Source organism: Candidatus Marivariicella framensis, from assembly GCF_982709265.1.
Window position 1 is genome coordinate 15,206 of record NZ_CEXPNT010000011.1, and the last position, 13,572, is coordinate 28,777.

At 29.9% G+C, this 13,572-nt stretch carries 12 protein-coding genes; all 12 read left to right on the forward strand.

Annotated elements, in window-relative coordinates; translation table 11 throughout:
- Position 1 precedes the first annotated feature (1 nt).
- The 12 genes from AC34EU_RS05255 to AC34EU_RS05310 all read left to right on the forward strand — a co-directional run bounded on the left by AC34EU_RS05255 (position 2) and on the right by AC34EU_RS05310 (position 13,571).
- The gene (locus tag AC34EU_RS05255; protein ID WP_487534476.1) at positions 2-1,024 is read left to right on the forward strand and encodes a c-type cytochrome; all 1,023 of its coding nucleotides are present in this window, start codon (positions 2-4) and stop codon (positions 1,022-1,024) included.
- A gap of 16 nt (positions 1,025-1,040) precedes the next feature.
- Entirely contained in the window at positions 1,041-1,721 is a 681-nt protein-coding gene (locus tag AC34EU_RS05260) for a Tat (twin-arginine translocation) pathway signal sequence containing protein (RefSeq protein ID WP_487534477.1), read from the forward strand.
- 6 nt (positions 1,722-1,727) lie between these two features.
- Complete coding sequence (locus AC34EU_RS05265) at positions 1,728-2,150, forward strand: DsrE family protein (RefSeq protein ID WP_487534478.1); 423 nt, start codon at positions 1,728-1,730, stop codon at positions 2,148-2,150.
- 6 nt (positions 2,151-2,156) lie between these two features.
- Positions 2,157-2,852: a hypothetical protein gene (locus tag AC34EU_RS05270; RefSeq protein WP_487534479.1), complete on the forward strand. Its 696-nt coding sequence runs from the start codon at positions 2,157-2,159 to the stop codon at positions 2,850-2,852.
- Positions 2,853-3,377: 525 nt separating this feature from the next.
- The gene (locus AC34EU_RS05275) at positions 3,378-5,159 is read left to right on the forward strand and encodes a hypothetical protein (protein ID WP_487534480.1); all 1,782 of its coding nucleotides are present in this window, start codon (positions 3,378-3,380) and stop codon (positions 5,157-5,159) included.
- 525 nt (positions 5,160-5,684) lie between these two features.
- Positions 5,685-7,622 (forward strand): LTA synthase family protein, encoded by a 1,938-nt coding sequence (locus tag AC34EU_RS05280; RefSeq protein ID WP_487534481.1) that lies wholly within the window; start codon positions 5,685-5,687, stop codon positions 7,620-7,622.
- Positions 7,615-8,490, forward strand: a complete 876-nt coding sequence (locus AC34EU_RS05285; RefSeq protein ID WP_489696094.1) for a diacylglycerol/lipid kinase family protein — start codon at positions 7,615-7,617, stop codon at positions 8,488-8,490. Before AC34EU_RS05280 ends, AC34EU_RS05285 begins: the two co-directional genes overlap by 8 nt.
- An 85-nt stretch (positions 8,491-8,575) precedes the next feature.
- The gene (locus tag AC34EU_RS05290; RefSeq protein ID WP_487534483.1) at positions 8,576-9,688 is read left to right on the forward strand and encodes a DNA recombination protein RmuC; all 1,113 of its coding nucleotides are present in this window, start codon (positions 8,576-8,578) and stop codon (positions 9,686-9,688) included.
- Positions 9,689-9,691: 3 nt separating this feature from the next.
- A complete protein-coding gene (locus tag AC34EU_RS05295) occupies positions 9,692-10,432 on the forward strand; it encodes an outer membrane lipoprotein-sorting protein (RefSeq protein ID WP_487534484.1) in 741 nt (246 codons plus the stop codon).
- 3 nt (positions 10,433-10,435) lie between these two features.
- Positions 10,436-11,653: an ABC transporter permease gene (locus AC34EU_RS05300; RefSeq protein WP_489666983.1), complete on the forward strand. Its 1,218-nt coding sequence runs from the start codon at positions 10,436-10,438 to the stop codon at positions 11,651-11,653.
- Position 11,654: 1 nt separating this feature from the next.
- Positions 11,655-12,875: an ABC transporter permease gene (locus AC34EU_RS05305; RefSeq protein WP_489666982.1), complete on the forward strand. Its 1,221-nt coding sequence runs from the start codon at positions 11,655-11,657 to the stop codon at positions 12,873-12,875.
- A 9-nt stretch (positions 12,876-12,884) separates the two neighbouring features.
- On the forward strand, positions 12,885-13,571 hold the full coding sequence (locus tag AC34EU_RS05310; RefSeq protein ID WP_489666981.1) for an ABC transporter ATP-binding protein: 687 nt from the start codon (positions 12,885-12,887) through the stop codon (positions 13,569-13,571).
- Position 13,572: the final 1 nt, after the last annotated feature.

Sequence of the window (13,572 nt, forward strand, 5' to 3'; positions counted from 1 at the left end):
CATGGATAATAACTCGTCCAACGAGATTTTTTTTAATGGATTAAAAAGAATATCAAACTATTTTTTTTACTTTTTGATGATTGTATTTTTATTTATAGTACTCTATCTAGGTGGTGATTCTCCAAAAGAAGAAAAGATTGATTTGAGCATATACTCTATGAATTATGACATAAATACTTTGCCTGAAACAAAAACAGGTAAAGAGATTAAACATGGTTATAAAATTTTAAACGAAACATATCTGTTGCTAGGAGAAACATCACTTGAATCTCCTTTTGTAGGAAATTCTTTGTCATGTACTAACTGTCATTTAAATGCAGGCACTCAGCCCTTTGCAATGCCTCTTATTGGTGTTGACAAACGATTTCCTCAGTATAGAGGAAGAGAAGATATAATTGGAAGTTTAGAAGACAGAATAAATGGTTGTTTTGAAAGAAGCATGAATGGAATTAGACTGAAAAATAATAGCACTGAAATGATTGCAATTGTATCTTATATAAATTGGTTGGGACGTTATGTAAGAACAAACGAAGTAGTTGCTGGAAAAGGACTGAAGTCAATAGAATATCCTGATAGAAAAGTAGATTTAGTTAAAGGTGAAGTTGTCTTTAAAAGAGTTTGTGTTGAATGTCATGGAGCTGATGGTCAAGGTCAAAAAATTGATCAATATACATACCTTTACCCTCCTTTATGGGGCTCAAACTCATACAATAATGGAGCGGGTATGACAAGAGTCTTGACTGCTGCAACTTTTATAAAATATAATATGCCTCAAGGAACAACTTTTGAGTCTCCTATTTTGACAGATGAAGAATCCTATGATGTAGCAGGATTCATAAACAAACAATTGAGACCTTTAAAAAAAAATCTTAAGGAAGATTTTCCTGATTTAAAGAAAAAGCCAATGTCAACTCCATATCCTCCATATGTTGATTCGTTTTCTCAATCACAGCATCAACTTGGTCCTTTTCAACCAATTTTTGATTTTTATAAAACAGAGTATAACATAAAAAAAAGTAAATAACCTTAAATTAATAAATATGAAAACAAATAAATCTAGAAGATCATTTTTTGCAACTCTTGCCTTGGGAGTAAGCGCATCAGCTTTTCCAAAGATGGTCAAAGAATTTGAAAACATGGAAACTCTTCCAGAATTTAATAATCTTGACACAAAAGATGCTGAAGAATGGTTTAAAAAAATTAAAGGAACCCACAGGATAGCGTATGATGGAAGCACTCCTCACGGAACACTACCTATTGTTTGGAACTGGGCGTTTTATGAATCAAACAACCAAACAGGCTCACCCGACAGTGATATAACTGCTATGACTGTTCTTCGTCATTCAGGTATTGCATATGCTTTTAATTCAAATGTGTGGAAAAAGTATCCAATCGGTAAAGTTTTTGAAATAAATGACAATTCAACAGGTGAGCCATCCCAAAGAAATACAGTATATGATCCACAAAAAGGAGATTTACCTCTTCCTCAAGTTGAGGGAATAAAACGTCTACAAGAACGAGGAGCTTTGTTTTGTATTTGTAATCTAGCAACACAAGTATATAGTGGTGTTATTGCAAATCAAATGGGTCTAGACGCTAAAGATGTATATGAAGATATGATAGATGGTTTACTCCCTGGAGTTGAACTTGTTCCTTCAGGTGTATGGGCGTTAGGCAGAGCCCAAGAAAACGGATGTGGTTATATATTTGCTGGAAATTAAAATTTTATGAAAAAAATATTTTTAATTTCATTTCTACTTTTCAGCTTTAATATTTTGGCACAAGAGCATAAAATTAAAGTTGTATTTGACATTACTAGCTCAAGCCCTAAAGTTCATAAAACAGCAATAAAACATTTATCTCTTATGGCAAATGCATATCCTGATTCTGAGTTTGAGTTGGTTATGTATAGTGGAGCAGGTAAAATGGCAACTTATGAAAACAAAGAAATTGCAGAAAAGCTTTCTAAAGTCATTTCACTAGATAATGCTCGTGTAATTCTTTGTGAAGCTACTATGAATAAATTAGGGTTAAATAAAAAAGACTTAGTTAAGGGTGTAGAAACTGTTCCAGATGGTATTCTTGAAATAGCTATTAAGCAGTCTAAGGGTTGGGGCTATATTAAAGAAGGGTTTAATTCCTCAAATTAATTTTTAATGAAATTTATAAGAGAGTTTTTGATGTTATTTTTAGCAATATCACTGGGTTTTTTTGTAGAAAACTATAGAGAAGATTTGTCTGAACAAAAACGTGAAATTGATTTTGTTAATTCGTTTAAAAACGATTTAACTAATGATATTAAAGATTTAGATGTTCTTATATTAAGAAGAAAACAAAGAGAAATTCAAATTGATTCGATTTATTTTATTTTTAATAATAAAAAATTTAATGAGTTCTCCAATGATTTATATTATTACGCTAGATATCTTCCAAGACCATCAAGATTCTTTGCTAATAATTCCTCAATTGAGCAATTAAAAAACTCTGGAAGTTTAACACTTATAAAAAATCAAAAAGTTATTGATACTCTTTTAGATTACGATGATAATTTTATTTTTATTGACTATATAAGAGAAAGAGAGGAGTATTTGGTTAGAAGAGTTTTTGATCAGATAAATGTAATATTTGACCCTTATGTATTTGATAATATGACTGTTTATGATATTGAATTTACTAAACCAAAAGGAAAAGTTGACTTAAATTTTTCTGACATTAAAACAAATAAAATATTTTTGAGTAATCTGCAATATCTTAAAACAGTAAACAAAGCTCAATTAGGGTGGTTTATTGAGCATAGAAAAAGAGCAAAAAATATTTCAAATTTCTTAAACACCATATACAATGATAATTAATTGTAAACAACTAGGATCATTATAAAATGTCTATATTTGCACTATCTATTATAATCGCAAGTAAATAAAAATGTGATTTAGTATAAAGCATAAAAGTGTTGTGTGTTGCGAACCTTAATAAGGAAAGCAACTGATGAGAAGCTTTCCTATAAAACGGAAGGCTTTTTTATTTAGAATCAGTAAAGACAAGTAAAAAATATCTTAAATAGTTTTTTATTAGAGGTTAAAAATAATTTAATTTCTTAAATACCACATACAATGATAATTAATTGTAAATAACCATTATCCATTATAATCGCAAGTAAATAAAAATGTGATTTAGTATAAAGCAAAAAAGTATTGTGTGTTGCGAACCCAAATAGATAAAGCAACTGATGAGAAGTTTTCCTGTAAAATGGAAAATTTTTTTATTTAGAATTAATATAAACAATCAAAAAATATCTTAAATAGTTGTTTATCAGAGGTTAAAAAAAATTTTATTTGTTAATTCGCCCTACTTTAAAAAATAAAATCAAAAAATCATATATGAAATATAATAAATTAAATATGCTCATTGCAGTTACAGCCCTCACATTACTTTCGTCATGTTATGGAGATGACGGTGATGCTTTAATAGTAGATACTCCTGTAGTAACAGACCCAACAGATCCTGTAACTACTGACCCTGTAACTCCCGTAACTCCTGATACTGTAATTAATGATTTTGAATCAACACAGGGAGTTTTTCTTATATCAGATGGTGTTACTTCTTTTGAAAACTCTGCTTCTGCAGGTCTAATTGTAAATTCTGGAGCTGCATATGAAGCTGCATCAATTCTTCCCTCTAAACTTATAGACATGAGTAGTACAGATGCACAAGTTATATCATTTGACTTTTATCAAAACACTGCGATTGAACTAGGTGTTTTAGCTAAATTAGAAGGACAACCCGCAGGAAGTTACCCAGTAGAGGTTTTGGTTACTACTTCTGGATCAGGTTGGAGAACTTTAACTTTTGATTTTGGTGCAAATAGAGTAAATAGTTATCCATATGGAAACGGACAACCTGAGGCTCAACCTTTATCCGATCTAACAACTTATTCTAAACTTGCAATTTTTATTGGGTTTGGAACTGAAACAATGGGTGCTTTTCTAATTGATAATGTTACAGGAGGGCTTGTAGGTGCTTCTGTTCCTGATACTGATGCAGACGGATTAATAGATTCAGTTGATACTTGCCCAGCGGATGCTGGAGATGCAACTACTAATGGTTGTCCAGTTATAGTAGTTCCGGTTGCCCCTCCAGCTACTCCTTCGGTTTCATCAACAAATGTAGTTTCTATATATAGCGCAGCATATACTGCTCCAGTTGCAGTTACAGAATGGTCAACTTCTTGGGCTCAAGGAACCACCCATGCTACCATAGATATTACTTCATCTTATTCAGTTCAGCAATATACTTTTTCAGATTCTGGATCTGGAATATATACAGGAGTTAACATGGCTTCTGGTGTTGATGCATCTTCTACAAATAATATTCATGTTGATGTTTGGTCGGCTGATTCATCATCTTTTAAATTAAAAATTGTTGATTTCGGAGCTGATGGAGCTTATGGTGGTGGAGATGATGTTGAGGATGTTAAAGAAATAGCTATTTCTGCAAATACTCAATGGGTAGGAGTTGATATTCCTTTATCTGATTATCCAGCATTAACAACTAAAGGAGCAATTTCTCAATTTGTTATTGAAGGAACATCAGATGGAACTGTTTTCATTGATAACCTTTACTTTTTTGCAACAGCTTTAGGCACTAGTCCTAGTTCATCTGCTACAACTCCGAGTTTGGCTGCAGCAAATGTAGTTTCAATTTTTAGTGAGGCATATACAGCGCCAGTTGCAGTTACTAGGTGGTCAACTGATTGGGGACAAGGAACTACTCATTCAACAGAAGAAGTCGTAACAGGTGATTTTGTTCAAAAATATAGCTTTGCAGATGGTGGATCAGGCCGTTATACAGGTGTTGACATGGCGTCAGGTGTGGATGCAAGTTCTTCTACAAACTTCCATATTGATATATGGTCAGCTGATCTTTCTTCTTTCAAAATTAAAATTGTTGATTTCGGAGCAGATGGTGCTTATGGAGGAGGAGATGATGTAGATGGAGGAGAAGAAGAGATTACTATAACCACTAATAATCAATGGCAAGGAGTAGATATTGATTTATCAACTCTCACCTCTTTAACTACTAAAGGTGCTATTTCACAATTTGTGATTGTGGGAACTGCTGACGGAACAGTTTACATTGATAATCTTTATTTCAACAACTAATCGAATTAACTATATTTAAGATCAAATAAAAAAAGAGCCACTAGTTTAGTGGCTCTTTTTTATTAAAATAATTATTATATTTCAATTGTTTTGAGCGTTCACTATAAATCCAAAAAGGAAAAAAGTAATTTTTAATATTTTTTTTATAATTTATACTTATTATTGAGATACTCTTACATAGTCAATTTCCATTATTTGGTGGAAGAGTTTCTAAAAACCATTTAAGTGGAGATGGAACTCCATCAACATTAAATTCATCTGACCAAATAAGTTATTGACCTGAAGATGGATCAATTATTTTTTGGGAGATAGCATTTTCTTTTGATGAGCAAGAATATATTAATATTAGATTTAACTTCTTCATTTTGAGTCATATTTTATTCGCATTCCAAATATAAAATTTCTTAATAAAACAAAGTCAAACTCATCAATTAAGATTTTTTTTAATACACATTTAGAAAAAATATAAATGATATAACATTAACGAATTTTTTACATTCGTATATTTGAATATTACTTTTTCATATGATTAATAAGTTTGAAGAAATAAAAGAGTTCTTATTAAAAATAGGACTAGTGTTTATTTTGTTTATGATTTCTCGCTGGTTATTTTTATACTTTAATTCTGATATAATTAAGGTTGAGACTCTATCAGAAATAATTCTATTAAGTTATTATGGATTAAAATTTGACTTAGCAGCTATAATATACTTAGAGGCTATATTTATTATATTATTTTTCCTTCCAGGAAGACCTTACTCTAATTATTGGTATAATAAACTCTTAAATTTTTTTTATTTTTTTGGAGGTCTAGCAGGTCTTCTTCTAAATTTTATTGATTTAGGATATTACAGATTTAATTTAATGCGAATTAATGCACAGTTTTTTGAGGGTATACAGAATGAAAATAATAAATTCAACCTACTTTATCACTTTTTCCTTGACTACATTCATCTTGTTTTGCTCTACCTCCTTATATCAGGTATTTGGATTTACATATATAAATCAATTAAAATTATTTCTGTCAAAAGAAAATATAGAGCTTCAAGTTTTATAAAATCAATTTTAATTTTTTTAATTGTAGTTGTTTTATGTGTGGGAGGAATCAGAGGAGATTTTAAAAAAAGCACACGCCCGATCACCTTAATTCATGCTATGGAAAATGTTAATAACCCTCAGCATGCTGATTTAGTTTTAAATACTCCTTTTACTGTAATTCGAACCATTGGAAAGACAGGGTTTAAAATAAATAATTTTTACACTAAAAATCAAATAAAGAGTGTTGTTCATCCAATAAAAAAATATTCAAAAAAAGAACATGATAGCCTTAGACCAAATGTTATGATAATTATTTTGGAGAGTATGGGTAGGGAGTATTGGGGAAGTTTAAATTCAGAAGATAAAATCCCAAATTATAAAGGTTATACCCCCTTTCTAGACTCGTTAGCTAATCACAGTCTTATTTTTCCAAACTTTTATGCAAATAGCAGGAAATCTATTCATGGGATGCCTGCAATATTGGCTGGAATTCCATCTTTTGAAATTGCATACACATCATCACCTTATTCAAATCAACCAATTGAATCAGTTGTTTCAATTGCGAATAATTTGGGGTACAATACATCCTTTTTTCATGGAGCTAGTAACGGTTCAATGGGTTTTTTAGGTTTTTCAAAAACATTAGGATTTGATAATTATTATGGAAAAGATGAGTATAATAATGACTATGATTTTGATGGATATTGGGGAATTTGGGATGAGCCATTCCTTCACTTCACAAAAGAAATTCTTGACAAGACTAAGCAACCATTTTTGAGCACCGTGTTTACAGTGACCTCACATGATCCATATATTATCCCTAAAAAGTATGAAGGTGTTTTTGATAAAGGGTATGTTCCGATGCATGAAGCAGTTGGGTATACTGATTTCGCAATTAATAAGTTTTTTAATGAAGCAAAAAATGAACCTTGGTTTGATAATACTATTTTTATTTTTACAGCAGATCATGGAAACCAGACGTACTACCCTTATTATGAGAAAATAATTAATCGTTTTGCAAATCCTTTAATGATTTATTGGCCTAAGAAAAATTTAAAGGGTGTTTCTACTAGTCTTGGACAGCATATGGATATTTTTCCAACTATAGCGGAATTAATAGGTTATGACAAGCCATTTAGAAGTTGGGGTAAAAGCTTAATTTCTGATGATGAAACGGACTCATTTGTTGTAAATTTTTTCGGTGGAGGAAGTTATTTTATGATGGATGACGAATTTATTGTTGTTTCAAATGGTGAGAAAATAACAGGATTTTATGATTCAAATGATCATGACCTTGAAAACAACTTAATAGATGGTTCGAATAAAAAAATGAATGATTTGCAATATAAATTTAAGGTCTTTCTTCAAGATTATATGAACCGAATAGTTGAAGGGGATATGTTTTATAACTCTGGCAATGAATAAATATTACTTCATTATTAATCCAGTAAATAAGGCTAAAGCAAATTCTTTAGAGATAGAAATCCATTCCTTTTTTTCATACAGAAAAGATGAATACCAAATTAGTTTTTCTAACAATTCAATGCACTTAAAAAAGTTGGCTACTGATGCTGTTGATCAGAAAGTAGATGTCATTATTGCTTGTGGAGGCGATGGAACCGTTAGTGAAATTGGTCAAGTTTTAATTAATAAAAAAATTAAACTTGGAATAATTCCAATTGGATCAGGAAATGGAATATCTGGTCATTTTAAAATTCCTAACAATTTTATAAAAGCACTTGAAGTAATTATTGGTGAATCAAGTAAGAAAATGGATGTAGGTAAAGTTGATAATAGATATTTCTTTAGCAATATTGGCTTTGGAATTGAAGTTGAATTTATTAGGCATTATGCTCAAAGTAAAACTCATGGTTTGTTTGGGTATTTAGCTTCGTTTTTAAAATCATTTACTTCCTACAAACCACCTTTTTTTGATATCAAAGTTGAAAATAAAAACATATCGATTAAACCTCATATTTTAATGATTGCTAATACTAATAAGCAGGGTTATGGAGTAGGTTTATGCCCCAATGCTAAAACCGATGATGGTATTTTAAATATGATTATAATAAATAAAACTAATATTTTCTATCTCAACTACTTAATTGTTTTGGTGTTGTTGGGTCTTTCAATTGAAAAAAAAAAGAATGTTCAATACATTGAACTAAAAGATTTAAAAATCATTTCAAAAAATTATTATATCAATTTTCAAATTGATGGAGAATTTGAATTCATTAGTAAGAATGAATTAGATATTTCAGTAATTCCCGGTGGAATCGATATTTTATGTTAAAAGATGAATTTGATTTTAGGTCTGAAAGTATTAAATTATACTTATTTTTATATGAATAATTTAACTCATTTATTAAAAAATAATTATGGAAATTATTATTACTTTTTTAGGTTTTTTAGTCATGGTTCTAGCCTATTTAGTATACAATTTAAAAAACAATACTAACTCAACTAAAACAGCTGATTTAATTCATTTTTCAGAATCTTTAACTAGCCAAATTCAAGAAGTTAGAAAAGAAATCGATAAAAACTCAAAAGATAGTAGAGTTGATATTGAGTCAAGACTAAATGAGATTAATAAGCAAATGAATGATTTCACAAAGTCATCAACTGCCAATATGACTAATCAGTTTAAACAATCAAGTCAAGTTATAAAAGAAGTCACTTCTGAGTTAGAGAAAATAAAAGGAACAAATGAACAGGTGCTTAGTTTTGCAAATCAAATGAAGACTTTGGAGAAAATTCTTGGAAATCAAAAGCAAAGAGGAATTTTTGGTGAAATTCAACTAGAAAATCTTTTGGCGAATGTTCTTCCTCCGGGACTTTATCAAATGCAGTATTCCTTTAAAAACAATGAAACTGTTGATGCTATCGTGAAGGTAAATGACTATATAATACCTATTGATGCAAAATTTTCCCTGGATAATTATAATAAAATGATTGAATCATCCAATAAAGATGAACTGGATGATCTTGAAAAAAAATTCAAGAGGGATATACAAAATAGAATAGACGAAACATCCAAGTATATTAGACCAAATGAAGGGACAGTCGATTATGCCTATATGTTCATACCTGCAGATGGATTGTATCAAGATCTACTAAATAGTAGAGTAGGATCATTAAAGATTAATCAACAAGATTTAGTTTCATATGCTTTTCGAAAAAAAGTCATGATTGTATCTCCAATGAGCTTATTCCCTATGTTACAGGTTACAAATAAGGCACTGAATAATATGAAAATTGAGGATTCTATTAATGATGTTTTGAAAAACGTAGAAAAATTATCAAACCATTTGAATGCTTATAAAATTTATCATGAAAAATTAGGAAATACCTTAGGGACAGCTGTAAATCATTATAACGAAAGTTCAAAAGAGTTTAAAAAAATAGATAAAGATGTGGTGAAAATTTCATCAGGAAACTCTCAAATAAATGTTCAAACTGACACACTAGATAAACCTAAATCTGAAATTTAAATTATGAATAAGTATTTTTTAATTGTTTTTGCATTTACTTTTTCAAGTATCTATTCCCAAAGTGCATTGGAAATCATCAAAATTACTGATAGTAGATTAAGAGGGGATTCATCTTATGCAGAAATGACTATTACTATTGTTAGACCAAAATGGGAAAAGAAAATGGCTCTCAAGAGTTGGTCTAAGGGAACTGATTATTCCGTTTCTCTTGTGACCAGTCCTGCCAAAGAAAAAGGTTCCGTGTTTTTAAAAAGAAAAAAAGAGGCATGGAATTATTTACCAACCATTGAAAGAACAATTAAACTTCCTCCATCGATGATGACACAAAACTGGATGGGTACTGATTTTACAAATGATGATTTAATAAAACAGTCGTCAATGGTAGTTGACTATACTCATAAAATTGTTGGGACAGAAATAATCGAAAACCTAAATTGTTGGAAATTAGAATTGATTCCAACAGAAAATGCTTCTGTTGTTTGGGGTAAATTGAATGTTTGGATTGACAAAAAAGACTACATGCAACTAAAAATTGAATTTTATGATGAGGATTTAGAAATAGTAAATAGAATGGTAGGTTCTAAAATAAATGAATATAATGGTAAAAAGCTCCCTTCAAGATTGGAGTATTACCCTTTAGATGATGAAGGAAATAAAACTGTTATAGAATATAAGGTATGGAATTTTGATGTTTCAATACCTGAAAATTATTTTTCTACTCAATATGTTTCAAGATTAAAATAGAATATGTTAATAAAAATTGCCTGGAGAAACGTATGGAGGAATAAGCGAAGAAGCTTTATAACTATAGCAGCAATTTTTATTGCTGTTTTTTTAGCAATACTTATGCGGTCACTTCAATTAGGCATGTATGAAAATATGATTAAAAATGTTGTTGGGTCTTTTAGTGGATATGTTCAAATACATTCAAAAGGTTATTGGGAAGATAAAAATATTAATAACTCCTTCGAGGTTAGTGAGTCAGTTTTAAATAGTATTAATAAAATTGAAGGAGTTTCAAATATTATAAAAAGAGTACAGACTGGAGTGCTCTCATCTAATAATAAATTATCTAAATTTTTATATGTAACTGGAATAGAACAAGAGGCTGAGGAAAAACTTACAGACTGGAATAAAAGATTAATTGATGGAACTCTTTTAGATGATAATGGTCAATCAATAATTGTAGCTAAAGGTGTTGCAAAATATTATGATGCTAAAGTTGGGGATTCACTTATTTTTATTGGTCAAGGTTATCATGGAATGCAGGCTGTTGGAATCTATCCTATTCAAGGCGTGATTGATATGAAAAATCCAAACCTTAATAACATGAGTGTCTTTATGTCACTTAAATCAGCACAAGATTTTGTTTCAGCTAAAAACAGAATAACTAATCTAGTAATTGATAAAGAACAGTATTTTAATGAAGTTAAAATAGCAGAAAAAGTCAAATCTAAAATTGATATTCAGTCCAGAGATGTTATGACATGGAAAGAAATGACCCCACAATTAGATCAACTTATTGAAGCTGACAATGCTGGTGGGATTTTAATCATAATTATACTATATATGATAGTTGGTTTTGGGATATTTGGGACTGTTTTAATGATGACTCAAGAGAGACTCTATGAGTTTGGGGTGTTAATTTCAATAGGCATGAAAAAATCTAAATTAATGATCATATTAATTTATGAAACTATATTTTTAACATTTGTGGGTGTTCTTGTTGGGTTTGTGATATCCTGGCCAATTGTAAATTATTTTCATTATAATCCCTTAAAATTATTTGGAGCAGCTGCAGACCAGCTGGAAAGTGCTGGTTTTGAACCTATTATACCATTTATGAACACTTATGATATTCCTTTAGTACATGGATTTATAATTATATTAATCTCTTTAATTACATGTATTTATCCAATAATAATAATTTCAAAACTAAAGCCTATAAAAGCAATGAATAGATAATATGGGAACAATAGTAAAAATTGCTTGGCGAAATGTATGGAGAAATAAACTAAGAAGTTTCGTGGTAATTACATCAATGGTTTTAGGATTATGGTCTGGACTGTTTACAGTAGCAATGAGTAAAGGTATAAATGATCAAAGAGTAAAAAGTGCAATTGATACTTATTTACATCATGTTCAAATTCACAATCCTTCTTTTGAATATAATTTTGATATAAACAGTTCTATTAAAAATCCACTCATAATTGTAAAAGAATTGGAGAATAATAATTTAGTCAAAGGATATAGCAGTAGAATAATTATTTCAGCAATGGCTTCAACAGCCCATGGAGCAGAAGGTGTTAGAGTTATTGGAGTTGATTCTAAAAATGAAAATCAATTTTCTGATATAAGTAAAAATATAATAAAAGGAAATTATTTTTCTAAAATCAAAAGCAAGCCAGCCTTAATTGGACAAAAACTTGCAGATAATTTAAAGTTAGACATAAAGAAAAAACTGTCATTTACATTTGTCGATGATAAAGGAGATCTTCAAAGAATTAAATTTAAAGTTGAAGGAATTTTTAAAACTGCAAATTCTATTCATGACAATGGAAATATTTATGTTAAAAAAGAAGATTTAAATCAACTATTAATTGATAATTCGATTATTCACGAAGTGGCCATATTATCTAATAATATTGATGATTCAGATGTTTTAAAGCATCAGCTTCAAAGCCTTTTTCCAAAAAGCAAAGTAGAAACTTGGAAAGATATATCACCAGAATTGGGAGCTGCTCAGGGATTAATGGTTTGGTTTTTTATAATTTTCATGAGTATTATTCTTCTGGCTCTTTCATTTGGGATAGCCAATATTATGCTTATGGCTGTATTAGAAAGAAAAAGAGAGTTAGGAATGTTGATGTCGGTTGGACTTAATAAGACAAAGATTTTTTTAATGATTCTTTTTGAAACTATTTTTATTTCTTTTATTTCTTTACCTGCAGGAATTATATTATCATATATAATGATTTCCTATTACGGCCAAGTTGGAATAGATTTGTCAATTGTTTCTGAAGGTTTAGAAGCTTTTGGAATGAAGTCAATGGTTTATACTCATCTCCCATATGATTATTATATTAAAATAACGATTCTTACTTTGTTTGTAACACTTATTTCTTCTCTTTTTCCAGCAAGGAGAGCACTTAAACTGGATCCAGCTGAAGCTGTTAGATCACTATAACTTATTATTATGAATGTAATTGAGACTAAAAATATTTCTAAACTATACAAACAGGCAGATCAGGAAATCAGGGCTTTAGATAATGTGACAATTAATTTTAAACAAGGAGAGTTTACAGCAATTGTTGGTCCATCTGGTTCAGGTAAAACAACTTTTTTAAACTCTATTGGTGGACTTGACTCTCCAACTAAAGGTCAAGTTTTAATTGACAACAAGGATATAACCAAATTAAATTCAAATCAGCTTATTGACTTTAGACTAACAAATATTGGTTTTGTTTTCCAATCTTATAATTTAATTCCTGTTTTAACTGCTAAAGAAAATGTAGAGTTCATAATGTTAATGCAAGGGGCTTCAAAGTCTAAAAGAGATAAGCGCGCATTAGAATTGTTAGAAGCAGTTGGTTTAAAAGAGCAACTAAACAGAAGGCCGAATCAATTATCAGGAGGCCAGCAACAAAGAGTTGCAGTAGCTCGAGCCTTGGCATCAAAACCAAAATTTATTCTTGCTGATGAGCCAACAGCTAATTTAGATTCATCATCGACTGCAAACTTATTAGATATTATGAGTAGACTTAATGAAGAAGAAAGGATGACTTTTATTTTTTCCACCCATGATCAAAGGGTGATTGATAGAGCTAATCGAATAATTACCCTAGAAGACGGAAAGATTCTTTCGGATATAAATGTTAAATAAT